The following is a 22,212-nucleotide window of genomic DNA, read 5'->3' as shown; positions in this document are numbered from 1 at the left end:
GATAGTCTCCTTGGCAGCGTGGCTTGCCCGTATCATATGAACAGCAAAAATCCTATCCCCAGCGCTTGTGGAACCACATCCACTGGCCGGGATATTCGCGGACCCATGTCTCGACGGTATCGTTGAGCAATTGCGCAGTGGCGTCGATGTCAATCTGGCCCTTGTCGTCGCGCGGCAGTTCCATGCGCTCATGGAGTTCGAGACGGTAGCGCCCGCCAGGCAGGCGGATACAGCGCGCCGGATAGACATCGCAATCATATTGCCGTGCAAGTTTGGCCAGCAACGGATTGGTTTTCACCGGGCGATTGAAGAATGTCGACGGTACACCACGCGAGAATTTTTGGTCGACAAGCATGCCGACATTGCCGCCATCGCCCAGAATGCCCGCCAGCGCCCACGCCGCTCCCGCCTTCGAAGGCACGAGATGACCCATATTGGTATGGCGGGCCTTCAGAACCTTTTTGGCGACATAGGGATTGTTCGGCGGACGAAACAGGGCGGTGACATTTAGGCCGAATGTGGCGGCGCAAATCGGCAGAAGCTCGAAATTGCCGGTATGGGCGGTGAAGAAGATATGCGGCTTCTTCTCGTCGCGCAGGCGTTCAAAGATCGGAATGCCCTCCACTTCGACGAGCCCCGGCTTTGTGGCATGGGGATCGAAGTCAAAGATGGCATCGAGGAAAATGTATTCTGCCAGAAGACGCGCCATGGAATCCCACATATCGCGCGCGATCTCTTCGATCTCGGCGTCGCTCTTCTCGGGATATGCCTTGCGCAGATTGTTGGTCGCAACCTTGTGGCGTGGCGTCAATGGCCCAATGAGACGAGCCACCTTGGCCGAAAAGCTGATGGCAGCCTTCGCCGGAAACAGACGCAACAGGCCAAGCAGCAGAAATACGGCCTGAGCCCAGAGCCAGTAGTTGAACTGCTTCAGCTTGCGCGACCAGCGGAAGAGCAGGAGTTTCAGCTTGAACATCATGAACGGGACGGGCTCAATCGATCTCTAGAATGATCTTGCCGAAGACGTCGCGGCCTTCCATGCGCTTCAGGGCCGTGTCGATATCGTTGAACCCGACCACCGTATCGATGACCGGATGCACGATGCCGCGCGCCATCTTCTGCATGGCGTCGGCCATGTTTTCCATGCGGCAGCCGAAGGAACCCAGAATCTTGAGCTGCTGCTGGAAGAGCTGCATCAGGTTCATATTGGTCGAGACGCCGGACGTCGAGCCGCAGGTGACGAGACGTGCGCCGCGCTTCATGCAAAGCATCGAACCGGCCCAGGTATCCGCGCCGACATGCTCGAACACCACGTCCACACCCTTCTTCTTGGTGAGCTTGCGCACCACGCCCTCGAAGCGGTCTTCCCGGTAGTTGATGACGTGATCGGCGCCGAGTGCCTTGGCCTTCTCGATCTTGTCGTCGGAACCGACTGTCGTGATGACCGTGCAGCCCATCTTCTTGGCAAGCTGGATGGCGGCTGAACCGATGCCGGAACCGCCGGCCTGAACGAGAACGGTTTCGCCCGGCTCCAGCTTGGCATTGTCGAACAGCATATGTTCGACCGTGCCGAAGGTTACAGGAGCGACGGCTGCGCCAATGGCGTCCACGCCGGGAGGCGCCGGAACGAGCAGGCGCGCTGGAAGGTTGACCGCCTCGCAGGCAAAACCATCGAGATGGAAACCATGCACGCCGCCGACATGCTCGCACAGATTGTCACGGCCTTCTCGGCAGGCGCGGCAAAGCCCGCATGTGCGCGCACCGTAAATCGAGACGAGCTGGCCGGGCAGCAGATTGGAAACGCCGGGACCGACGGCATCGACGACGCCCGAAGCTTCCGCACCGATCACCAGCGGCATCTTGCGCTTGGCAAACGCCATGCCGCGCCAGCCCCACACGTCGATGTGGTTGAGCGCAACGGCCTTGATCTTTACCGTCACCTCGCCAATGCCGGGGGCAGGCGGTGGTGCAATATCGGTAATTTCAAGACGGCGATCATCGAGAAGCTGCAAGGCGCGCATGAAGTAATCCTTTTCAAGACATAATCCCGGAAACGGCGAACCGTCCGGGATCATGGGAAAATTCGTATTTGCCGGACCGATTAATTCGGATTTGCCGCCAAAACAAGGCTCGTATTCTGTCCGCCGAAGCCGAATGAGTTCGAAAGGACTGCGGAAACCTCGGCCTGGCGTTTCACATTCGGCACGACATCAAGTGGAATAGCCGGGTCCGGATTGTCGTAATTGATGGTCGGCGGTAGCGTGCCCGTCTGGATTGTCAGAAGGGAGAACACGGCCTCAATTGCACCGGCGGCGGTCAGCGTATGACCGATCATCGATTTGTTGGACGAAACCGGAATGGATTCGATGCGCTCGCCGAATACGGACGAAAGCGCCAGATACTCCATCTTGTCATTTTCCGGCGTCGAGGTACCGTGCGCGTTGATGTAGGAAATCTGATCTTCGGTCAGGCCTGCATCGGCAAGCGCGGCGCGCACCGTGCCGATGGCAGGCGAGGCGTCGGGCTTCGAACGCGTGCGATGAAAATCATCGGCCTTCTCGCCACAACCGGCCAGGATGCCCAGAACCTTGGCGCCACGTGCAACGGCGCTTTCGAGCGATTCCATCACCAGCGCGCCGGACCCTTCCGACATGGCAAAGCCGTCGCGATCCTTGGAGAAGGGCTTTGACGCCTTTTCCGGCTTGTCGTTCTGGGTGGATAGAGCGGATAGCAGCGAGAAACGGATCAGGGCTTCGGCAGAGACGGAACCGTCGGTTCCGATGGAAAGAACCCGATCACTTTCGCCACGACGGATGGCTTCGACACCAAGCTGGATCGCAGTCGCACCCGAAGCACATGCGGTCGACAGCGTGATCGGCAGGCCGCGCGTGCCGAAAGCTTCCGACAGGCGTTCGGCGATATAGCCGAACTGGGTTGTGTTGAAGAGCTCGTCCTGACGCGCACGACGGCAGGCTTCCAGCAGAAGCTGATAGCTCGCCGGGCCTTCATTCTTCACGGTCGCATCAAGTGCAAACCGGCTTTTCCAGTCCAGTTCGACCGGGGGAGCTGCCAGAAAAAGCGGACCGCCGAAATCGGTCGAGGAAAGGCCGGACTGGGCGAGGGCTTCTTCGCCAGCAAGCCGGGCCAGTGCTTCGGAGAGTGCCGATGCGCCCACATCGCTTTCGGCCAAGAAATCGACCGTTCCGGAGAAGCGCGTATTGAGATTTTCGGTTGGAAAGCGGGTTATGGCATGGATGCCCGATTTCCCGCTGGTCAATGCAGCCCAGTTGTCTTCCTTGCCCTGACCGAGCGAGGAAACCACGCCAGCACCGGTGATGGCAACAATGGGACGGCCGAGATGGTCTGTATATTTTGTCATCTTATACCCTCACCAGCTTTGCGGCACCTTCGGCACGAGTCGCTCCGACTATGGTGACGATTGCTTCGCTGATTGGGCCAGCGGCATCCTTTTCGGATGCATCCAGCGGCGCGAAAGCCTCGCCCTTCCAGACGGATATGGCTGCAAGTGCCAATGCCAGCGGAAACTGTGCTTCGCGCATATGGCCGGTCAGGCCGGAAATGCCGCGATAAGCGGTTGACAGAGCGTCCAGTGTGGCTTTCTCCGCGCCGGTCGCTTCATGTGCACCGGAAGCGCCCGAAACAACATAGGACGGGTCTTCGCCACCATTGGCAGCAAGGATGAGTTCGCGGATGGTGTTGGCGAGGTCAGCGCTTTCGCGCCGGATCTGTGCGCTTTCGATGCCGGTCACTTCCGCATAGGCGCGCGCGCCGCGCTTGGCCGCGTGGTCGGCGCTTTCCAGAACAAGGAATACGCCACCGGAGCCGGAAATCATCCCGCCGCCTGCCGAACCTTCACGCTGCCAGAGCGGTGCCCAGCCATCGTGCTTGAGCAGTCCGCCAAGTTCATGACCGAGAATCATATCGAAATGTTCTGAGTTATAGGAACCCCCGACGAGCGCATGTGTGCTCTGTCCGGTGCGAATGCGTGCGGCTGCGGTTTCAACGGCTGAAAGGCCGGAACCTTCTTCGCCCATGAAGGTGCGGGAAGAACCGGTCACCTTGTGCACGATCGAAATATTGCCTGCGAGCAGGTTGGAAAGCTGGGCCAGAAACAGCGTCGGGCGCAATTCGGTCGAGAGCTTCTCGTTCAGCATGACACCACGATCGTTACGGGTGCGGCCTTCATCCAAAATCTGCATGTCGACCGTGATGTCACGCTCGCCGCCACCAGCGCCCACGACCATATCCATGGTTGCACAAAGCGCCTCGTCATCCTTCATGCCTGCATCCTGAAGTGCAAGCCCTGCAGCATAAGTACCGAGACGCTGCCAGGTTTCCATCTGGCGCTGATCGCCGCGCTTTGGAATCTGGAGGCTCCAGTCCACTTCGCCCAGTGGATGGACAGTGTAGGGCGCAAAGGCTTCCTTTTCGAGGCGCGGTTCACCCGCAGCCTTCGAGAAAGCGTTCCAATGCACATCGACCCCTTCGCCGAGCGAGGAGATGATGCCGATACCGGTGATGACGACTTTATTGTTCTGCATGAGTCCCGTTCGTCCGTCGATACTGAGTGTCCGATCCAAAAGTCGCAATGCCTTGGCTAGTGGTCTGATTCCAATATTTGCATTCCTCGGTTACTGGCGCGGGACAAATGCCGGAATCAAAAGACCACTAGCAATGGTTCTTTTCTGCGCTTCCGGTGCATGTGTACTTTGCTTAGACGCATAATCTTATCCGAAAAGTCTACAATTTTTCGGGATTATTCTCAAAAGTACACTCCGCTCCCGTTCTCGAAAACCATCATTTTCGCCACGGTCTGACGATTATTTGATTCAGACACTGTGACTGCTCTGACAAGCGAAAATTTCGCGCTATCAGAAACGGAATCAGGGCGAACATTTCTGTTCACCCCTCAATACCGCCATATTATGTGCCGGATCAGCCCTTTTTGGCTGCAACCAGCTCGTCGATTTTTGCACAGAGGTTCTTGAGGACGAAGTATTCTTCGGTCGGAGCCTTGCCTTCGTTCACTTCCTGGGTCCACTGCTCAAGCGGAATCTTGATGCCGAAAGCTTTGTCGATAGCGAAGACGATGTCGAGGAAGTCGAGGCTGTCGATGCCCAGATCGTCGATGGTGTGGCTATCTGGCGTGATGGTATCACGGTCGATTTCACTGGTTTCGGCGATGATGTCGGCGACTTTGTCAAAAGTAGAGGACAAGTTTCGATTCCTTTATTCATGGCGGTGCCACAGTTGGCACACATCTGACTGTTTGCGCGTGTCTAGCGTTTTTCCGGTGACAGGGAAAGTCATATTACTTTCATAACCACCAAGCTTTCAAAAGCGCATATAAGGCGCGCAACATGCGAAGCGCAACATAAAGACAAACTCGAACTTTGGAAATATTCTCAAAACCGAGTTATCGCGACTGCCCCTATGGATCGTTTCTAACGCGCCTGACAAAGTACCAGAGACCTACGGCAGCACAAGCTATCATGACGATTGCCAAGGCGTACTGCACCGGGCCATTCCCTGATGCAATTGCCGCGAGTCCGGAAGCCGCGCTCCCCATTGTCCCTAAAGCTTCCGGATGCTTCAAAGCCGATGTGAAGGCCATGTCACTTTGTCGGGCCTTGGGCGAAATTTCGCTCACGGGCTCTGCAGGCTGAGCAACCGGCGGATTGGCAGCGAGCGCCAGGGCACGGGAACGCACCCGTTCGACACGGGCGAGCCAGCCTTTCCCGAAGGTTGATGCTGTAGACAAACCTTCCAGCCAGGACGCGCGTGCGTCGCACAACGCGTTGATGACCTCATCAGCGGATCGCATATTCGCTGCCGCGACCGTCTGCGCTGCAATGACACCGTCTTCGGGCATATGCAGAACGCTTTGCAGCATTTTTGCCGCGCGCCCTGGTCCCGAATTGACTGAAAAGTCGAATACGGCGTAGTCGATCCCGGAAGGCAGATTGTCTCCGTCTATCTTGTTCCAGAATTGTGCCTGATAGATTTGGGTGGCGGTCGCCTGCGTCATTTCCTCTACATCTTGAGGCGAGACTTGATGCCCCTCCGATGCGGACAATGTTGCGATGGTGATACCCATATTGGTTGCGCCGCCCGGATCAGAAGGGTTGTCTACATAGCCACCTTCTTCAATAAAAATATAGGGCATGACTTTCTGAAAGTTTGATTTCATTTAAAATCCTCTAATTTAGTATTTATCGGTAATATTCGGTAGTTTATAGATGAGGATAACATCTGTATTGAATAAGAAAATAGTGTGAAAAATACTTGTTTGCAGGTTCAATCAAGATTGGTTCAAAATCGTCATTTGGTCATGATGTGTCTTGCGTCCTGCGCATTGATGCGGCTTCATGCGCATCTCATCGTTGCATCATTGACAGGCGGGCAAACGTGAATTCGGAAATCTTCGGACATGCACCGGACGGGCAGGCGGTTCACCGGCTCACTATCTCCAACGGCCCTTTGACGGCCAAGATCATAAGCTGGGGCGCTGCCATTCAGGATTTGCGGATGGAGGGTCATACGGCTCCTCTTGTGATCGGCTATCGCGACTTTGCCGATTATCCCGCTCACTCACCGCATCTGGGCGCGATTGCCGGTCGTTCGGCCAATCGTATCCGCAATGCCCGGTTCGATCTGGATGGAACAACCTATGAGGTGGAACCGAACTTTCAGGGCCGTCATAACCTGCATGGCGGCAGCAAGGGGTTGGGCAATCGCGTCTGGAAGATAACCGGAAACGGTCCGGATTTCGTGACGCTTGCGACTGTCGCTGCGGATGGCGAGATGGGTTTCCCCGGTAATCTGAATGTGAGCTGCACATATATGCTCAATGGAGACGGAACGCTGATTGTCCGTCTGGAAGCGGTGACCGATAAGCCGACCATATGCAATCTGCTTCATCACAGTTACTTCAATCTCGATGATGGCGGCGAGGGCGATATTCTAGATCACCAACTGAAGATCGAGGCCGACGCCTATATGCCGGTCGATGACGCTCTCATTCCGGACGGTCGCGTTCTGCCGGTCAAAGAAACGCCCTACGACTTCAGGGATTTTCGTCCGATTCGCTTTGAGGAAAACGGGAGTCAGGTCCAGTATGACAGCAATTTCTGCCTGACCGCTGCACGCGGGCCATTGCGCCCATGCGCGTCGGTCGTGGGTGCTCGTTCGGGTATTCGTCTCGACATATCGACGACAGAGCCGGGCGTCCAGTTCTACGCTGGCAACACCATGGCCAATGATTGTATCGGCCTGTTGGGCAAGCCCTACGGAAAACACGCAGGCTTCTGCCTGGAGCCGCAGATTTGGCCGGGATCGTTGGAGTACCCGTATTTCCCGCAGGCAATATTACGTCCAGGCGAGGTTTATGCCCAGACCAGCCATTTCAGCTTTACGCGAGAATAATTGGAGCATGTCTCCCAAAAGTGGGAACCGTTTTGGGAGACATGCGTAAAAACAAAAGCTTAAAGCGTGTCGTTTGAATATGATAAAGCGCGACACGCTTTAGTCGGAAAAGGCGGCGCGTGCGGTTTCCATCGGAGCGAGCGCGCCACGTATCTCGACGACACGTGCTGCTACCAGATGGGCTTTCCGGGCTGCTTCCACCGGAGCAAGCCCCTTCAATCGCGCGGCAAGATATGCGCCGTTGAAGCTGTCGCCAGCGCCGGTGGTGTCCACGGCTTGCGCCACAACGGACGGCACCGATACGCTTTCAGTGCCCGTGACGACCAGTGCAGGTTCCGTGCCATCCTTCACGACGATCTCTTTCACGCCAAGCGCGGCAAGGCGATCTACGCAAGCGCCGGCGTCCTTGTCGCCAAAAAGCGCCTGTTCATCGGGGAATGTGGGCAGCGCAATATCCGCAATGCGCATCGCTTCGCTGATGATATCCTGCGCAACTTTCCGGTCGGGCCAGAGCTGGTGACGGAAATTCGGATCGAATGCGATTCGCGAACCGGCGGCGCGGCATTCTCGCAAGACGTTGAAAAACGTGTCTCGATGCTCCGGCAGGATAATGGCAATAGAAATGCCCGAAAAATAGATGATGTCGCGACCGGCCAGACTTTGTTCCAAAGCTGCGCGATCACTGGCGAGACGCCGGGCGGCGGCGTCGCTGCGCCAATAGGTGAAGGAGCGCTCGGCACCGTTGAGTGTGATTGCATAAAGGCCGGGGTGAAGCCCGTCGATAACGGGGCTGTGCGCGATGCCGATACCGTTCGATGTCAGAAACACGCGTTGCTTCTGCGAAAAGCTGTCTTCGCCGAAAGCGGTCACATATTCGACGGAAAAGGCTTTGTCCGTCAACGCCCGCATGTACCACGCAGTGTTCAGCGTATCGCCCGCAAAACCCATGCGCCATTGATCGCCTTCATTGCCTGAAAGCTCGATCATGCATTCGCCGATAGACGCAAATCCGCCCATGTCAGTCTCCTCACTTCCAATGGGGCTAACGCCTATACTAATTTTCGCTCGTGTAAAATTGGTTTGTCGGTAATTGGTGATGACTGTCATCTGGTCTTTATCGACTTGCCACATTCATTGTGTAAGCATCCGCCGACCGCTTCGACCTCAAAATCGGGATAGCTTTTCAGAAGCGCGATGCATTACCTGATATCTTGGAGTTCCGCTGACGTCGTGTAGCGAACCTCGCCTAAGGATTTGACATGCGTTATGCGATTTATTTCACGCCGCCATCCAACGATGCGCTTTTGAAGGTTGCCGCAAACTGGCTCGGACGAAGCGCGTTCAGTGGCGAGCCGGTAAAGATGCCTGCGATTCGCTCGCTTGCGACCGATGAAATCGCCAAGCTGACCGAAGAGCCGCGCCGCTATGGCTTTCATGCGACCATGAAGGCTCCATTTCGTCTGGACGAAAAACAGACCGAAAATGATCTGCTTTCCGCATTGATGCATTTCGCCTCATCGGCGGCACCTGTTACCATTCCTCGTCTGAAACTTCACGCAATAGGGCCGTTCTTTGCTCTTGTACCGGAAGAACCCGTTGCCGGGTTGAACCAGCTCGCAAATGATGTTGTCGTTGCTTTCGACCGCTTTCGCGCGCCGCTCACCGAGGCGGAAATTGCAAAGCGGCGTCCGGAGCGTCTTAGCGAGACACAGCGGCACAACATCGAGCGCTGGGGCTATCCTTATGTTTTCGAGGAGTTCCGCTTTCATATGACCCTGACCGGCCCTGTGGAAGAGAAAGATCGCGCTCGCGTGGAGCGGACGCTGGACGAGTTCTTCACGCCGCTGCTGGATGATGCTGTGGAGGTTGCGAATCTCGCTTTGTTCGTAGAACCTGAAAAAGGGGCTCCTTTCGAGATTCATTCGCTGCATCCTCTGACCGGTGGCAAGGTGGCGTCTGCTCGGGCCTCACGAGCGGTTGGGAGGCCGTAAGTAATGGGAAATGAAACGGTTCTGCGTAATGCCCGCATCGTACTCTCCGACGATGTCGTTCTCGGTTCCCTGAAGCTTGTTGACGGCAAGATCGTCGATATCTCCGCTGGCGCATCCAGTGTCGGCGAGGATATGGAAGGTGACTTCCTGACACCCGGACTGGTGGAACTGCACACAGACCACCTCGAAGGACACTATGCGCCGCGTCCGAAGGTGCGCTGGAACCCGATTGCTGCTGTGCAGGCGCATGACGCCCAGATTGCTGCCTCCGGGATCACCACTGTTTTCGACGCATTGCGTATAGGCTTCGATGATGACGCCGAGACGGGTATCGACGATATGCGCAAGCTTTCGTCGGCAATCGCGGAGGGTCGCCATGCAGGCCGGTTGCGCGCCGACCATTTCCTGCATTTGCGCTGCGAGGTTTCGGCTCCCGACTGCCTTCCGGCCTTCGAACAGTTCGGTAATCAGGCGCTGGTCAGGCTGGTATCGCTGATGGATCACGCGCCGGGGCAGCGCCAGTTTACGGATATCGAAACCTACAAGACCTATTTCATCCGCAAGCTGAAATTCTCGGAAGAGGAGTTCCGGCTCTATTGCGAGCGGCGTATCGGGCATTCCCAGCGATATTCGGCTCCAACGCGCAAGGCGATTGCCGAATTGTGCCACCAGCGCGGGGTTATTCTGGCGAGCCACGATGATGCGACGACAGAGCATGTCGCAGAAGCAAAGGCGCAGGGAATACGCGTTGCCGAATTTCCCACGACACACATTGCGGCGAAGGCATCAAAAGATTCCGGAATGTCGGTTCTTATGGGAGCGCCGAATGTGGTGCGCGGTGGTTCACATTCGGGAAATGTATCCGCGCGCGAGCTGGCGGAGGCTGGAAATCTCGACATCATATCGTCGGACTATATTCCGGCCAGCATGATGCAGTCGGCGTTTTTTCTCGCAGATGTCGCTGAGAACATTTCGCTGCCTCAAGCTATTCGACTGGTTTCTGCCAACCCTGCCCAGGCGGTAGGGCTGGAGGATCGCGGCGAGATCCTCGCAGGCAAGCGAGCTGATCTGGTTCGGGTGCAGATCGCCGATCATGTTCCGATCATCCGCACCGTCTGGCGGGAAGGGCGGCGGGTTATTTAACCCACTGGAATCGGCGTGGTCGGTTCCAGAGCCAGTCTGCCATCATCCAGAATGTCGAGCTGCAGATAGCGATAGCTTTCAATGCTGAGGTGCGATGTTTTCGGGGAGTGCGGGTGCGTTGCGGTCACCACGACGACGCAGGCCCCTGCAGTTTCTCCGGCAACGATACCGGCTGGCGCATCCTCGAACACAAGACAGTTAAGCGGATCGAAGCCAAGCCGCTTTGCGCCGAGCTGGAAACATTCAGGGCTCGGCTTGCCGCGCTCTACATCTTCGGCGGAAACGATCGTCTTCGGCATCGGCAATCCTGCCGCAGCGACGCGGCGGCGCGCCAGTTCGAGCGGCGCCGAGGTTACAATCGCCCAACGGTCTTCCGGAAGCGAGTTCAGGAACTCGCAAGCCCCGTCGATAGGTGCAATGCCGTCCAGATCCGCCATTTCGGCCTGAAGCAATATTTCCGCCTCGCGGATCGGGTCCACGCCCGGCAGCGCAAGGCGGCGGACTGTTTCGACTGCCCGGACACCGTGGATGGTCGGCAGGAATGTGACCGGATCGATGCCGTGGCGTATCGCCCATTCGCTCCACACGCGTTCGGTCGCTTCGATGGAGCTCAATATCGTGCCGTCCATGTCAAAGAGAAACGCATCGAATGATTTGCCGAAGGGAGAAAAGGAGGTCACGCCGAATTTCCTTGAATTGCGCAGATGAGAATCGGGAGAATGTTTGTGTACCCAATCATAGTGCGTATTTGGCGAGAAGACAGGGCATTCTACTCTCTGGAGCAGCCAGAGTTTTCGTGTCGGGTATGAAAATTCTTCCTGGGTCACTATATTAAGCGGCGCTGACCGCAATAATGGTGAAACTTGATCATTTCGATCAATTGTGGCTTTTGGGATAGTTCCGAACTCGAATGGAAACTGAAGGCGCTGACTGCGATTGAATCGCATTCTCAGGATTGTTGTATAAATGACTGAAATAAAATCAAAAAAACGCAACTATCCTGATGTCCGATTCGCCGTCGCCCCCATGATCGATTGGTCGGACAGACATTGCCGGTATTTTCACCGGCTCTTTTCCAGGCACGCACTGCTATACACCGAAATGGTCGTGGCGGATGCTATCATCCACGGCCCGCGTGACCGGTTGCTGGGTTTCGACGCCGCCGAACATCCGGTGGCGCTGCAGCTAGGTGGTTCTGATCCGGCCAAGCTGAAAGAGGCTGCCCGGATCGGCGCCGATTACGGCTATGATGAAATCAATCTCAATGTCGGTTGCCCGTCGGACCGCGTTCAGTCCGGTACATTCGGAGCGTGTCTCATGCAGACCCCAGATGTGGTGGCGCGTTGCGTTTCAGCGATGAAGGAAGCCGTTTCCGTGCCCGTTACCGTCAAATGTCGTATCGGCGTTGACGATCAGGATGTGGAAGTTGCGCTCGATACCTTGGCCGACGTGACGCTCGACGCTGGTGCTGATGCGCTTTGGGTACACGCCCGCAAGGCGTGGCTGAAAGGACTGTCGCCCAAGGAAAACCGCGAGATTCCGCCGCTCGACTATGATCGTGTTTATCGCCTCAAGGAACGGCTTGGCGATGTTTTCGTCGGCATTAATGGCGGGATCAACACGCTTGATGAAGCCGAAACGCATTTGCGGAAGGTCGATGCGGTGATGCTCGGTCGCGCCGCTTATCATAATCCCGAGCTTCTGGCAGAGGTGGATGCGCGCCTTTATGACGGCGGACAGGCAGATACTTCGATAGCAGATATTATTGATGAAATGTGCGCTTATACTGATCGCCATATTGCGTCAGGCGGCAGGCTTTCGCATGTGAGCCGCCATATGGTCGGGCTTTTTACCGGACAGCCGGGCGCACGGCGCTGGCGGCAAATCCTTTCGACGGATGCCACCAAGCCGGGCGCGACGAGTGACGTTCTGCGTCAGGCTTATGCCGTTGTGACTGATGCCGGAGCGGAGGCTGCTTAATCTATAAGAATAAGCTGGTCGCCACGGACAGTGAATCCGCCGAGCGTTTGCAGAAAATTCATGCCGAGCAGGCTGCCGGTCATCAGACCTTCCTTGGTCACCATTGCACGCACATTCTGGCGTTCAATATCGCCGATCTGCAAGGTGGCAATGGTGATGACTGCTGCACTTGCCGTGCCATTGGCGGTCATGATCGGAACGGAATAGTTGAGCGAGGCGGTGTCTATGCCTGCGCGCTCTGCATCCTGCTGTGACAGGACGACCGAGGACGCGCCGGTATCGACCAGAAAGTGAACGCGTTCGCCATTCACGCGTCCGTTGACCTCGAAATGGCCATTCGCAGCCTTTGCAAGCGTGACAGTCAGGGCACCATCGGCATTGCGGCCCGAAATGGGACTTCCGGGGATCAGCCCAGCCGTGATCCGGCTCGCTACGTCCTGTAGCTCATAACGATACTGGTAGCCCGCAACGAGGCCGAGAATAATCACGGCCCACATGGCCATGTTGCGCGCAAAGTCGGTCAGCTTGATGCCGGAGCCGAGCAGACCGGCAGCAAGCACGACGCCCCATATGCCCAGATAGGCTGCGCGGGCAAACACGTCATTGTCCATGCCAAGCGTTGAGCCGCTGTCATTGTTGGACATCAGCAGCAGGACAACAATCGCGACTGCCGCAATAATGAGCCAGAAAAAGCGCCCCATCAGCCAATTCTCTTTTCTACAATAATCTCGTGCCTGTCGGCGAGAAGCGCCCAGACGGCCAATCGCTCTTCCGCACTCATGCTGGACCAGCGTGCGATCTCATCCAGCGTCCGGGCACAGCCAAGGCAGAAGCCGGTTTCGGTATCGATTGTGCAAACCAATATGCACGGGGATTCGATGGTTGTCGTGTCCATGGGTGCAATGTGGTTGCATCAAAGGGCCATGACAAGCCCGGCGAGGACGGCAACCGAACCGATCTGCTGTGCCGCGCCCAGTGTATCGCCCGTCTGTCCGCCTATTTTTGCCATGCAAAGCCTGGCAAAACCGAATAGCAGAATTGTCGATAGTACAAGCGCATTGATGAGCGAAAGAAATCCGCCCGCTGGTATGAGTGTAAAGACAAGAAAGACCAGCCCGATCCCGAAACCGCACACAACGGTTTCCCATTGCGGCCGGCCAATACTGTCGGAAAGCCCGCCGGGACGTGCGGAGGGCAGGGCGTGCCAGAATGCCAGCATGCCAGCGCGGCTTGCCGCTTCGCAGCCGATCAGCGCAATTGCTGCATATCCTGCACCCGCACGGTCGATGATCGCCATCAGGAGAGCCGCTTTCAAACCGATGAAGACAATCAGCGTCAGCGCGGCGAAAGTTCCGATACGGGAATCTTTCATGATGTCCAGTCGGCGATCGGGCGAAGAAGCTCCGAAAAAACCATCGGCGGTATCGCCTAAGCCGTCTTCATGGAGTGCACCGGTCATCGCCGCCAGGGCGCCAATCGCGAGCAGCGCGCAGGCAAGGGGCGGCAGGTTCATTTTATAGGCCATGAAAAGCACAGCGCCTGCCAGCAGGCCCAAAACCGCTCCGGCGAGCGGAAATGCACGGGCATTGCGGGGCAACGAATCATCACCATTCTCAAACCAGCTCTGTGGAAGCGGCAGGCGGCTCAGAAAGCCCAGACTCCGGATCGTGTCGCCAATGAGACTATTTCGCTGCAAGTGACTGTTCCACTTTGTTTCCCGAAACGGATTCCCGCGATAATTCGCCTCAATGTTGCTTCAACTCAAAGAGGTGATTTGAAAATTCGCGTCAGTGCTTATAGGACGAGCCCAACGAATTTACACCTCCCATCATTGATTGGACTAAACTTATGAGCGCCAGCGGCCTACCTTTTGACGATTTCCGAGAATTGATCCGAAATCTGCCGGGTCCCGATCTGGGGGCTGAAAGGGCTGTTCGGGAGCGTGAGGTGATGTTGACCAAGCCTGCCGGTTCGCTCGGACGCATGGAAGAGATCGTGGCATGGCTTGCCGCATGGACCGGCAAGCGCACGCCGCAGATCAATCGCCCACTGGTAGCGGTATTTGCCGGCAATCACGGCGTTACGGCCAAGAACATCACGCCGTTTCCGCCAAGCGTGACGGCACAGATGGTCGAAAATTTCGCCGCCGGTGGCGCAGCAATCAACCAGATCTGTATCGCCAACGATCTTGGGCTGAAGGTTTTCGATCTGGCGCTGGAGCACCCGACCGGGGACATTACGGAAGAGCCAGCAATGGACGAGCGCACCTGCGCTGCGACCATGGCTTTCGGTATGGAAGCGATTGCCGGTGGAACCGATCTTTTGTGCATCGGTGAAATGGGTATCGGTAACACCACGATTGCAGCGGCTATCGCGCTGGCGCTCTTCGGTGGTACGGCGGAAGACTGGGTTGGGCCGGGCACGGGATCGACGGGTGAACTGCTTGAGCGCAAGCTTGCTGCCGTTCGTCAGGCCGTTGCCTTCCATCAGGCACATTTGCAGGACCCGCTGGAAGTGCTGAGCCGTCTCGGCGGTCGCGAAATCGCAGCCATGGCTGGCGCGATATTGGCAGCGCGCATGGAGAAAATTCCGGTCATCGTCGATGGATTTGTGGCGAGCGCTGCCGCAGCGGTTCTCTATGCCGCCAATCCGGAAGCAATAGATCATTGTCTCTTCGGCCATGTTTCTGCAGAGCCCGGCCATCGCAAGCTTCTGGAGAAGATGGGCAAGCAACCGCTTCTCGATATGGGAATGCGCCTTGGTGAAGGAACAGGCGCGGCGCTCGCAGCCGGTATCGTCAAGGCGGCGGTACTGTGCCATAGCGGCATGGCGACGTTCGAACAGGCTGGAATATCCGGATCGAAATAACGGTGGCCAGCACAATCAAAAAAGCCCGCTACTGAGCGGGCTTTTCTTTTAAAACAAGCGCTTAAATGCGTTAGTTGTTATCTTTGTCGAGCACCATGTAGTCGAGCGGCAGTTCGGTGGTGTACTTGATCTGCTCCATGGCGAAGGACGAAGACACGTCGCGAATTTCGATCTTGCTGATGAGGCGCTTATAGAAAGCGTCATAAGCGCCGATGTCCGGCACAGCTACGCGAAGCAGATAGTCCACATCACCGCTCATGCGGTAGAATTCGATGACTTCAGGGAATTCCTGAACCACTTCGGAGAAGCGCTTCAGCCATTCATGGCTGTGGGAGCTTGTGCGCACCGATACGAACACCGTCACCCGCGCATTGACGCGAATGGGGTCCAGAATAGCGACACGGCGCTTGATGACGCCATCTTCTTCGAGTTTCTGGATTCGACGCCAGCATGGCGTCGTGGAAAGGCCAACTTTCTTGGCAACGTCTGCCACCGCAAGTGTCGCGTCTTCCTGCAATAAGCGCAGTATCTTCCTGTCGAGCCTGTCCATGCGTTTCCGTTCCCGGTTTTAGAAATCGTTTCCCGAACTTTGCGAATAGGTGAAACGTCATACCTTATGGTTCGCAATGAACCGAAGTTACAGGAAGAATTTTCTGATGAAAACGAAAGGAGTAAAAATTATTTATCGTCACCGAGCAGGTGTCGGACTTTTGCCTGAAGAACAGGCACAACTTCAGCGTCGAACCATGGATTTCGCTTGAGCCAACCGCTGTTGCGCCAGGATGGATGCGGTAAGGGCAGTGCGATTCGTCCTGCCGGATTGGGTGTTTCGATGAAATGCCGCCAGTTCTTGACGGTTTCAGTCAGATTGCGTCCCCGATAGTCGGGCAGGTGATAGGCAAGCGCGTATTGTCCGACGACCAGAATGAATTCCAGTTGCGGCATAGCGGCGAAAACGCGGTCATGCCAGGTTTGTCGACATTCGCGGCGTGGCGGAAGGTCACCGCCATGCTTGTCATAGCCGGGAAAGCAAAAACCCATCGGTACGATGGCAAAGAGCGACGGATCGTAAAACTCCTCGCGTGACACACCGAGCCATTGCCGCAGGCGATCTCCCGACGGGTCGTTGAACGGCAGGGAAGTGTTGTGCACGCGAATGCCGGGAGCTTGACCGCAAATGGCAATTCTCGCTGTATCCGAAACGATGCAGACGGGATTGGGCTCATGCGGCAAGGGCGGCAGAAATTCTGGTGTGTCGCGACAGATGCGGCAGGCCCGGATTGAGCGACTGAGCGCGTCTAGTTTTTCCATGAATACTATCAGCTTCGGGGCAGGATCATTTCGATGAAGTTCTGAATACGGTTCCTTATATAGGTAAAGGCTTCGCCGATTACAGCCGACAGTGGTTTACGGTCGGATTGCTGTGCAGTTTCCTCATTACGATGTTCCTTGCGCCATAGAGATGGTTGCTCGAACTGTCCGGCCCAGATGCCGCGGCGGTTACTGCGGGCGTCTCTTTCCTCGCGCCGATAGTCACCGTAGGAGACGGCCCAGCCCTGCTCGACCATCCAGCGGTTGAGGTCGGTTTCTCCAAGATAGCAGCGCGCCAGATCGCGATTGTACTGATCTCGCCCCTCCGCCTCGCATCGAATCGAGGACCTGCCGATTCTGGATCGCAAGATGTTGCGAGCTTCCTTGCCGCAATCGTAAGCGCTTCCTGCCCGAACACATTGCTGTTGCATCTCCGGCGCGTCGATACCCTTGAGGCGTATATGTATCTTGCCGAGGACCACAGTGTCGCCGTCGATCACATAGACGGGCCCGTTCAATGATTCTTTAGGAGCCGATTGGATCGGCAGATAAGCGATCAATACGGCAAGAAAAGAAAAAAGTAATATAGTCAATAAGATGCTGCGAAAGCTTATGCTATTGCTTTTGCGGGCCGGGCGATAAGGACGCCTATAAGGGCGACGGTATTTGCTCATAGGTGGCTTCCCGACTCCCCGGCATCTTAGATTTTATGTCAGACTGCGAGCTCGTATCGCTCACGTCAACACGAGCAGATTGTCGATCAGAACAACCTTCAGTTTGTTGTCAATTGGCAACAGTCTTTACCGTTGCTTTAGGCTAGAAAGAGCTAAGGTACTTTTTGCCCATTTCCCGCCACAAACAGGCGTCACCGATCATGGAAAGGCAGAAGCCATCAAATATCTGGAGCCGCTAAACTCCAACAGGATAGGCAGGAATGACGAAGGGCGCGTTGTTGCACAGCAAACGAATTGGGAACAGGATGAACCCTGTTCGCTCGCCCTTTATTCGTTCCAATGATGGTAAGGCTTTTTTCGGCCAAGATCGGGTCTCAGTCTTGACGAAAACAGCGTGCATTCTGTCCTCGATGAATGTTTCCTCCACTGAGTGTGAAAGACCAGCGTTGTGATGCGTATCCGCAGTTTTTCATATAGCGCCCTTGCTATGGCTCTCGGCTTGGCCATTGCCTGTAACAGCGCCTTTGCTTTCGACCTTAATGACGATTCCGAAAAGTCGAGAAGCCCGTTCGAACTCTTCAAGTTCGGCTTCTCTGCCTACAAGAACGGTCACAAGGACGAGGCGATCAAGGCGTTGCGCTATGCTGCGGATCGTGGCCATCAGGGCGCAAAGTGGAAACTGGCCCGCATGTATGCCGATGGCGATGGCGTGCCGGAAAACGATTACGAAGCCTATAAGATTTTCGAAAAGATCGTTCGCGAAGGCTCGGAGCCGGGGTCGGAAAACGACTCCTATGTGGCCGATGCTCTCGTGGCGCTTGCGGGCTATGTGAAGCGTGGCATTCCGGGCTCGCCGGTCAATGCAAATCCGGGCATGGCGCGCAATCTCTATGTGCAGGCCGCCTCGAATTTCGGTGATTCCGCGGCCCAGTTCGAGCTTGGCAAGATGCTGCTCGATGGCGATGGCGGAGAACGCAATTCCGTGCAGGCCGCACGCTGGTTCCAGCTTGCCGCCAAGAAAGGCAATGCCGGTGCACAGGCTATGCTCGGCAATATGCTGTTTCAGGCAGGCAAGACGGTTCGCGGCCTTGCCATGATGACGGCGGCTTTCGAACGCTGCCCGACCGAAGATTGCCCATGGATACGCGATATGCAGGAACAGGCATTCTCAATTGCCGGTGAAGCCGACCGCCGTAATGCGGTTGCTCTCTCCAGTGACTATGCCACCAAAGGCGATTTCTGATTTTCATCCTGATTTATGGTCTGTTCTCAGACCGAAAGCGTTATCGTCACCGGCACATGGTCGGACGGCTTTTCCCAGGCACGAACGTGCTTTTCCACATCACTCGATATGAAACGATTGGCCGCCTCGGGTGATAGCATCAGATGGTCGATGCGGATGCCGTTGTTCTTCTGCCAGGCACCGGCCTGATAATCCCAGAACGAATAAATCCCACTATCGTCGGTCGACGCGCGGATGGCCTCGGTAAAGCCCAGATTTTCAAGTCTGCGGAATGCCTGGCGTGATTGCGGCAGGAAGAGCGCGTCACCGACCCACTGAGCGGGGTTTTTGGCGTCCTCGGGTTCAGGAATGACGTTATAGTCGCCAGCGAGGACAAGGGGCTCCTCAAGGGCAAGACGATCTTTCGCCCATAGTTCAAGCCGCTGCATCCACGAAAGCTTGTAAGGAAACTTCTTGGTGTCAACCGGGTTGCCGTTTGGCAGATAAAGCGAAACGACGCGAACGACACCCTTGTCCGTCGAGTAGACGCCTTCGATGAAGCGTGCCTGCTCATCGCTATCATCACCCGGAAGGCCACGGTTGACCTCATCCGGCGATTTCTTGGACAGAAGTGCGACACCGTTGAAGCCCTTTTGACCATGTGTTTCCACATGGTAGCCGAGCGCCTCGATCTCCAGACGCGGAAACTGATCGTCGACCGATTTGATTTCCTGCAGGCAGGCGATATCGGGCGAAGATTCCTTCAGCCAATGCTGGAGGTTGTCGATGCGGGCCTTGACGCCGTTAATGTTCCACGTAGCGATTTTCATATCACTATGATTATGCGCTCGGGGAGGTGAGGGCAAGCAGGACGCTATCTTGCGTCACAGCTTTTCAACCCCAGTATTTTCAATGTTCGCGAATATTTTGATGCTGAACTGTTTGTATTGACCGTTTTACGTTCCTATTTGCTCATGAACAGGAGCCAAACAGGAGATATTCGAATGTTCGACGCCAAGAAACTTCTCGAACAGTTTCTGGGATCGCAAGTACCCGGTACGTCGGGAAGCGTCCGCGATAAGGCCGGGCAGGTTACAGACCTGGCAAAGAAGAACCCGCTTGCGACGGGTGCCATTGCCGCCGCCATTCTCGGCACGAAGACCGGGCGCAAGCTCGCTGGCAACGTGGCGACCGTTGGTGGGATCGCTGCCGTCGCCGGATTGGGATATCTCGCCTACAAGAATTACAAATCCGGTCAGGCACCGCAAACGGTAGAACAGCCGGTCGCGAAGGAACCTGAACTTCTTCCGCCGCCCCCCGCCGATTCTCCGTTCCACCCGCAATCTCCGGCAATGAGCAACAGTTTTGCGCTGACGCTCGTGCAGGCGATGATTGCCGCTGCAAAAGCCGATGGCCATATTGACGATGCGGAGCGGGCTCGTATCATGGAGAAGGTGAAGATTTCGGGTCTCGATGATGAGGCAGAAGCATTCCTTGAGAAGGAACTTGCCGATCCCGTTGATATCGACGTTCTGGTTTCAGCCGCACAGACTGAAGAACAGAAAGTCGAGCTTTATACGGCGTCGCGCCTTGCGATAGATCCCGATAACCGGGCTGAACGCGGATATATGGATATGCTGGCCGGTCGTCTCGGCCTGCCAGATGCTTTGGTGGACCACATTGAGGCCACGGTGGCTTCGGTAAAGGTTTGAGGCGGGTTGTTTTTCGGCAATCATAAAAAAACCGGCAGCCCCATGGCAGCCGGTTTTAATTTCCCATTCGTGCGTGCCAGTTAGATGGCGAAGCTGGTTCCGCAGCCGCAGGATGAAGTTGCATTCGGATTCCGGATCTGGAACGACTGCCCCATCAGATCATCGACGAAATCGATTTCCGAGCCGTCCAGATAGGGAACGGAGATGGAATCGATCAACACCTTGGCGCCAAGCTTCTCGATGATGATATCGTCGTCGGCCTGCTCATCGACCAGGTCGTATTTATAGGAGAAACCGGAACACCCGCCACCTTCGACCGAAACGCGAAGTGCAGTCTTTCCCGGTTCCGATCCGAGAATCTTGGCGATCCGCTTTGCTGCGGAATCTGAAACGGTAATGCCTGTCATTTGCCTTGTTCCGTTTGCAGATGCGAATATCGAACCGGGTTATTTCTCCAGATTTCCGATAGCCGCATACTTGCCTTCATGGTTAGCTGATAGCTATGAACGCGAATTGCGGAAGTCAATGTCTGTACTGGGTCCGCACCAATTTGGCGTAATCATATTACAGTGAAGGATGCATCGCAATGTCGCTGGAAGGAATAGGCTTTGGTTATCGCGAACGCGCGCCCTATGCCTGTGATCCTGCACAGAGTCGCGGCCGTCTGGTGCCGGAGCCGGAGAGCCCGACACGCACGCCATTCCAGCGCGACCGGGACCGCATCATCCATTCTACGGCTTTCCGCCGTCTGAAGCATAAGACGCAGGTTTTTATCGCGCACGAGGGCGATCATTATCGAACGCGGCTCACGCATACGATAGAGGTCGCCCAGATTGCCCGAGCTCTGGCGCGTGCATTACGGCTCGATGAAGATCTTGCCGAAGCTGTGGCGCTTGTCCATGATTTCGGGCACACGCCCTTTGGCCATACCGGTGAGGAAGCGCTCAATGAGCGTATGAAGTCATTCGGTGGCTTCGATCACAATGCGCAGTCGCTCAGGATCGTGACCAAACTCGAACATCGATATGCCGATTTCGATGGTCTTAATCTTTCATGGGAAACGCTGGAAGGGCTGGTCAAGCATAACGGACCTTTGCTGGGTGCGTATGCACCCCGTCCGGATGTTTCTGTTCCGCTGCCGATTCTCGATTTCAATGAACGCTATGACTTGGAGCTTACGCGGTTTGCGAGCCTGGAAGCACAATGTGCGGCCATTGCCGATGATATTGCTTATAACGCCCATGATATCGATGATGGCTTGCGAGCGGGGCTTCTGAACCTCGATGCACTTGACGAAGTGCCGTTGACAAGGCGCCTGATCGATCTTGTTCGGACGCGTTATCCTGATCTCGACCCCGTGCGAACCGGACACGAACTGGTGCGCAGGCAAATCACGATCATGGTGGAAGACGTGATTGAGGAGGCTCAGCGCCGTCTTGCTGCAGCGAAACCACAAAGCGTGGATGACGTGCGTGGTCAGTCGCGTGCACTGGTAGGCTTTTCGGATGCCATGCGCACCGATGAAAAAGTGCTGAAGCGGTTTCTCTTCAAGAATCTTTATTTCCACAACAGCGTATTGGTGCGCAGGCACGCCGCCGACAAGATTCTTCAAGACCTTTTTGACGCCTGTTTTGCCGACCCAATGATCATGCCACCAGAATGGCAATCAGGCTGCGAGACGCTGGATGAAGCATCGCGGGCACGACGGATAGCTGATTATCTCGCCGGGATGACTGACAATTATGCCGTGCGAGAACACCGACGATTGTTTGACCACACACCCGATTTAGCTTAATCGGGGCCAAACGAAGCGGCATCTATCGGTAAATTGACCTGATCCCGCACTTTATTGGAACGAGCCGACA

General features: G+C 56.0%; 24 protein-coding genes. 8 read left to right on the top strand and 16 right to left on the bottom strand.

Translation table 11 applies throughout. The annotated features are described in order from the left end of the window. Positions 1–52: 52 nt before the first annotated feature. The 6 genes from ACYSN1_RS02055 to ACYSN1_RS02030 all read right to left on the bottom strand — a co-directional run bounded on the left by ACYSN1_RS02055 (position 53) and on the right by ACYSN1_RS02030 (position 6,211). Positions 53–979, bottom strand: a complete 927-nt coding sequence (locus ACYSN1_RS02055) for a lipid A biosynthesis lauroyl acyltransferase (protein ID WP_461724200.1) — start codon at positions 977–979, stop codon at positions 53–55. A 13-nt stretch (positions 980–992) separates the two neighbouring features. Continuing rightward, entirely contained in the window at positions 993–2,021 is a 1,029-nt protein-coding gene (locus ACYSN1_RS02050; protein ID WP_010661217.1) for a zinc-binding dehydrogenase, read from the bottom strand. An 80-nt stretch (positions 2,022–2,101) separates the two neighbouring features. Next, on the bottom strand, positions 2,102–3,379 hold the full coding sequence (locus tag ACYSN1_RS02045) for a beta-ketoacyl-ACP synthase (RefSeq protein WP_461724199.1): 1,278 nt from the start codon (positions 3,377–3,379) through the stop codon (positions 2,102–2,104). Between the two features lies 1 nt (position 3,380). Beyond that, positions 3,381–4,562 (bottom strand): beta-ketoacyl-ACP synthase, encoded by a 1,182-nt coding sequence (locus ACYSN1_RS02040; RefSeq protein WP_461724198.1) that lies wholly within the window; start codon positions 4,560–4,562, stop codon positions 3,381–3,383. A gap of 394 nt (positions 4,563–4,956) precedes the next feature. Beyond that, complete coding sequence (locus ACYSN1_RS02035) at positions 4,957–5,238, bottom strand: acyl carrier protein (protein WP_007874646.1); 282 nt, start codon at positions 5,236–5,238, stop codon at positions 4,957–4,959. Positions 5,239–5,452: 214 nt separating this feature from the next. Then, a complete protein-coding gene (locus tag ACYSN1_RS02030; protein ID WP_461724197.1) occupies positions 5,453–6,211 on the bottom strand; it encodes a glycoside hydrolase family 108 protein in 759 nt (252 codons plus the stop codon). Between the two features lie 218 nt (positions 6,212–6,429). On the opposite strand from ACYSN1_RS02030, the gene ACYSN1_RS02025 reads away from it, so the two are divergent. Beyond that, positions 6,430–7,446, top strand: coding sequence for an aldose epimerase family protein (locus tag ACYSN1_RS02025; RefSeq protein ID WP_461724196.1), 1,017 nt, complete (start codon positions 6,430–6,432; stop codon positions 7,444–7,446). Between the two features lie 99 nt (positions 7,447–7,545). On the opposite strand, the gene ACYSN1_RS02020 is transcribed toward ACYSN1_RS02025, so the two are convergent. Further along, positions 7,546–8,463: a sugar kinase gene (locus ACYSN1_RS02020; protein WP_461724195.1), complete on the bottom strand. Its 918-nt coding sequence runs from the start codon at positions 8,461–8,463 to the stop codon at positions 7,546–7,548. 242 nt (positions 8,464–8,705) lie between these two features. Between ACYSN1_RS02020 and ACYSN1_RS02015 the strand changes: the two genes are divergently transcribed. Both ACYSN1_RS02015 and ACYSN1_RS02010 read left to right on the top strand, forming a co-directional pair. Then, entirely contained in the window at positions 8,706–9,437 is a 732-nt protein-coding gene (locus tag ACYSN1_RS02015) for a DUF1045 domain-containing protein (RefSeq protein ID WP_461724194.1), read from the top strand. Between the two features lie 3 nt (positions 9,438–9,440). After that, positions 9,441–10,580: an alpha-D-ribose 1-methylphosphonate 5-triphosphate diphosphatase gene (locus tag ACYSN1_RS02010; protein ID WP_461724193.1), complete on the top strand. Its 1,140-nt coding sequence runs from the start codon at positions 9,441–9,443 to the stop codon at positions 10,578–10,580. On the opposite strand, the gene ACYSN1_RS02005 is transcribed toward ACYSN1_RS02010, so the two are convergent. Beyond that, positions 10,577–11,260 (bottom strand): HAD family hydrolase, encoded by a 684-nt coding sequence (locus ACYSN1_RS02005; protein WP_461724192.1) that lies wholly within the window; start codon positions 11,258–11,260, stop codon positions 10,577–10,579. The two genes, ACYSN1_RS02010 and ACYSN1_RS02005, sit on opposite strands and share 4 nt — an antisense overlap. A gap of 286 nt (positions 11,261–11,546) precedes the next feature. On the opposite strand from ACYSN1_RS02005, the gene dusA reads away from it, so the two are divergent. Beyond that, positions 11,547–12,560, top strand: a complete 1,014-nt coding sequence (gene dusA, locus ACYSN1_RS02000) for a tRNA dihydrouridine(20/20a) synthase DusA (protein WP_461724191.1) — start codon at positions 11,547–11,549, stop codon at positions 12,558–12,560. Here dusA and ACYSN1_RS01995 read toward each other — a convergent pair. From ACYSN1_RS01995 to ACYSN1_RS01985, 3 genes are read right to left on the bottom strand one after another with little or no spacing between them, the layout of a single operon-like run. Next, positions 12,557–13,261 carry a TIGR02281 family clan AA aspartic protease gene (locus ACYSN1_RS01995; RefSeq protein ID WP_461724190.1) on the bottom strand — a complete coding sequence of 235 codons (705 nt, stop codon included), beginning with the start codon at positions 13,259–13,261 and terminating at the stop codon, positions 12,557–12,559. The two genes, dusA and ACYSN1_RS01995, sit on opposite strands and share 4 nt — an antisense overlap. Then, positions 13,261–13,455 (bottom strand): DUF1289 domain-containing protein, encoded by a 195-nt coding sequence (locus ACYSN1_RS01990; RefSeq protein ID WP_139975719.1) that lies wholly within the window; start codon positions 13,453–13,455, stop codon positions 13,261–13,263. Before ACYSN1_RS01990 ends, ACYSN1_RS01995 begins: the two co-directional genes overlap by 1 nt. A gap of 18 nt (positions 13,456–13,473) precedes the next feature. Continuing rightward, positions 13,474–14,256, bottom strand: coding sequence for an adenosylcobinamide-GDP ribazoletransferase (locus ACYSN1_RS01985; RefSeq protein WP_461724189.1), 783 nt, complete (start codon positions 14,254–14,256; stop codon positions 13,474–13,476). 152 nt (positions 14,257–14,408) lie between these two features. Between ACYSN1_RS01985 and cobT the strand changes: the two genes are divergently transcribed. Next, positions 14,409–15,428: a nicotinate-nucleotide--dimethylbenzimidazole phosphoribosyltransferase gene (gene cobT / locus ACYSN1_RS01980; RefSeq protein WP_461724188.1), complete on the top strand. Its 1,020-nt coding sequence runs from the start codon at positions 14,409–14,411 to the stop codon at positions 15,426–15,428. Between the two features lie 70 nt (positions 15,429–15,498). Here cobT and ACYSN1_RS01975 read toward each other — a convergent pair whose 3' ends face one another. The 3 genes from ACYSN1_RS01975 to ACYSN1_RS01965 all read right to left on the bottom strand — a co-directional run bounded on the left by ACYSN1_RS01975 (position 15,499) and on the right by ACYSN1_RS01965 (position 17,413). Continuing rightward, positions 15,499–15,978, bottom strand: a complete 480-nt coding sequence (locus tag ACYSN1_RS01975) for an Lrp/AsnC family transcriptional regulator (protein WP_010661230.1) — start codon at positions 15,976–15,978, stop codon at positions 15,499–15,501. 128 nt (positions 15,979–16,106) lie between these two features. Beyond that, positions 16,107–16,748, bottom strand: a complete 642-nt coding sequence (locus ACYSN1_RS01970; RefSeq protein WP_461725254.1) for a uracil-DNA glycosylase family protein — start codon at positions 16,746–16,748, stop codon at positions 16,107–16,109. Then, positions 16,748–17,413 carry a thermonuclease family protein gene (locus ACYSN1_RS01965; RefSeq protein ID WP_461724187.1) on the bottom strand — a complete coding sequence of 222 codons (666 nt, stop codon included), beginning with the start codon at positions 17,411–17,413 and terminating at the stop codon, positions 16,748–16,750. The genes ACYSN1_RS01970 and ACYSN1_RS01965 overlap by 1 nt, the downstream gene beginning before the upstream one ends. 451 nt (positions 17,414–17,864) lie before the next feature. Between ACYSN1_RS01965 and ACYSN1_RS01960 the strand changes: the two genes are divergently transcribed. Further along, a complete protein-coding gene (locus ACYSN1_RS01960; RefSeq protein ID WP_461724186.1) occupies positions 17,865–18,656 on the top strand; it encodes a tetratricopeptide repeat protein in 792 nt (263 codons plus the stop codon). 26 nt (positions 18,657–18,682) lie between these two features. Here ACYSN1_RS01960 and xth read toward each other — a convergent pair whose 3' ends face one another. Then, positions 18,683–19,465 carry an exodeoxyribonuclease III gene (xth, locus tag ACYSN1_RS01955; protein ID WP_461724185.1) on the bottom strand — a complete coding sequence of 261 codons (783 nt, stop codon included), beginning with the start codon at positions 19,463–19,465 and terminating at the stop codon, positions 18,683–18,685. 174 nt (positions 19,466–19,639) lie between these two features. On the opposite strand from xth, the gene ACYSN1_RS01950 reads away from it, so the two are divergent. Next, on the top strand, positions 19,640–20,347 hold the full coding sequence (locus ACYSN1_RS01950; RefSeq protein ID WP_461724184.1) for a tellurite resistance TerB family protein: 708 nt from the start codon (positions 19,640–19,642) through the stop codon (positions 20,345–20,347). Positions 20,348–20,427: 80 nt separating this feature from the next. Here ACYSN1_RS01950 and erpA read toward each other — a convergent pair whose 3' ends face one another. Then, entirely contained in the window at positions 20,428–20,754 is a 327-nt protein-coding gene (gene erpA, locus ACYSN1_RS01945) for an iron-sulfur cluster insertion protein ErpA (protein WP_140019629.1), read from the bottom strand. Between the two features lie 179 nt (positions 20,755–20,933). Between erpA and ACYSN1_RS01940 the strand changes: the two genes are divergently transcribed. Then, entirely contained in the window at positions 20,934–22,142 is a 1,209-nt protein-coding gene (locus ACYSN1_RS01940) for a deoxyguanosinetriphosphate triphosphohydrolase (RefSeq protein ID WP_461724183.1), read from the top strand. Positions 22,143–22,212: the final 70 nt, after the last annotated feature.

The organism is Brucella sp. LJL56 (assembly GCF_054871705.1).
This window is presented reverse-complemented; position numbering and strand designations above follow the sequence as displayed.

Excerpts from the sequence above, each read along its gene's own strand:
- ACYSN1_RS02055 (WP_461724200.1), bottom strand. The coding sequence starts at position 979 with ATGATGTTCAAGCTGAAACTCCTGCTCTTCCGCTGGTCGCGCAAGCTG.
- ACYSN1_RS02050 (WP_010661217.1), bottom strand. The coding sequence starts at position 2,021 with ATGCGCGCCTTGCAGCTTCTCGATGATCGCCGTCTTGAAATTACCGAT.
- ACYSN1_RS02045 (WP_461724199.1), bottom strand. The coding sequence starts at position 3,379 with ATGACAAAATATACAGACCATCTCGGCCGTCCCATTGTTGCCATCACC.
- ACYSN1_RS02040 (WP_461724198.1), bottom strand. The coding sequence starts at position 4,562 with ATGCAGAACAATAAAGTCGTCATCACCGGTATCGGCATCATCTCCTCG.
- ACYSN1_RS02030 (WP_461724197.1), bottom strand. The coding sequence starts at position 6,211 with ATGAAATCAAACTTTCAGAAAGTCATGCCCTATATTTTTATTGAAGAA.
- ACYSN1_RS02020 (WP_461724195.1), bottom strand. The coding sequence starts at position 8,463 with ATGGGCGGATTTGCGTCTATCGGCGAATGCATGATCGAGCTTTCAGGC.
- ACYSN1_RS02015 (WP_461724194.1), top strand. The coding sequence starts at position 8,706 with ATGCGTTATGCGATTTATTTCACGCCGCCATCCAACGATGCGCTTTTG.
- ACYSN1_RS02010 (WP_461724193.1), top strand. The coding sequence starts at position 9,441 with ATGGGAAATGAAACGGTTCTGCGTAATGCCCGCATCGTACTCTCCGAC.
- dusA (WP_461724191.1), top strand. The coding sequence starts at position 11,547 with ATGACTGAAATAAAATCAAAAAAACGCAACTATCCTGATGTCCGATTC.
- ACYSN1_RS01995 (WP_461724190.1), bottom strand. The coding sequence starts at position 13,261 with ATGGGGCGCTTTTTCTGGCTCATTATTGCGGCAGTCGCGATTGTTGTC.
- ACYSN1_RS01990 (WP_139975719.1), bottom strand. The coding sequence starts at position 13,455 with ATGGACACGACAACCATCGAATCCCCGTGCATATTGGTTTGCACAATC.
- cobT (WP_461724188.1), top strand. The coding sequence starts at position 14,409 with ATGAGCGCCAGCGGCCTACCTTTTGACGATTTCCGAGAATTGATCCGA.
- ACYSN1_RS01975 (WP_010661230.1), bottom strand. The coding sequence starts at position 15,978 with ATGGACAGGCTCGACAGGAAGATACTGCGCTTATTGCAGGAAGACGCG.
- ACYSN1_RS01965 (WP_461724187.1), bottom strand. The coding sequence starts at position 17,413 with ATGAGCAAATACCGTCGCCCTTATAGGCGTCCTTATCGCCCGGCCCGC.
- ACYSN1_RS01960 (WP_461724186.1), top strand. The coding sequence starts at position 17,865 with ATGCGTATCCGCAGTTTTTCATATAGCGCCCTTGCTATGGCTCTCGGC.
- xth (WP_461724185.1), bottom strand. The coding sequence starts at position 19,465 with ATGAAAATCGCTACGTGGAACATTAACGGCGTCAAGGCCCGCATCGAC.
- ACYSN1_RS01950 (WP_461724184.1), top strand. The coding sequence starts at position 19,640 with ATGTTCGACGCCAAGAAACTTCTCGAACAGTTTCTGGGATCGCAAGTA.
- erpA (WP_140019629.1), bottom strand. The coding sequence starts at position 20,754 with ATGACAGGCATTACCGTTTCAGATTCCGCAGCAAAGCGGATCGCCAAG.
- ACYSN1_RS01940 (WP_461724183.1), top strand. The coding sequence starts at position 20,934 with ATGTCGCTGGAAGGAATAGGCTTTGGTTATCGCGAACGCGCGCCCTAT.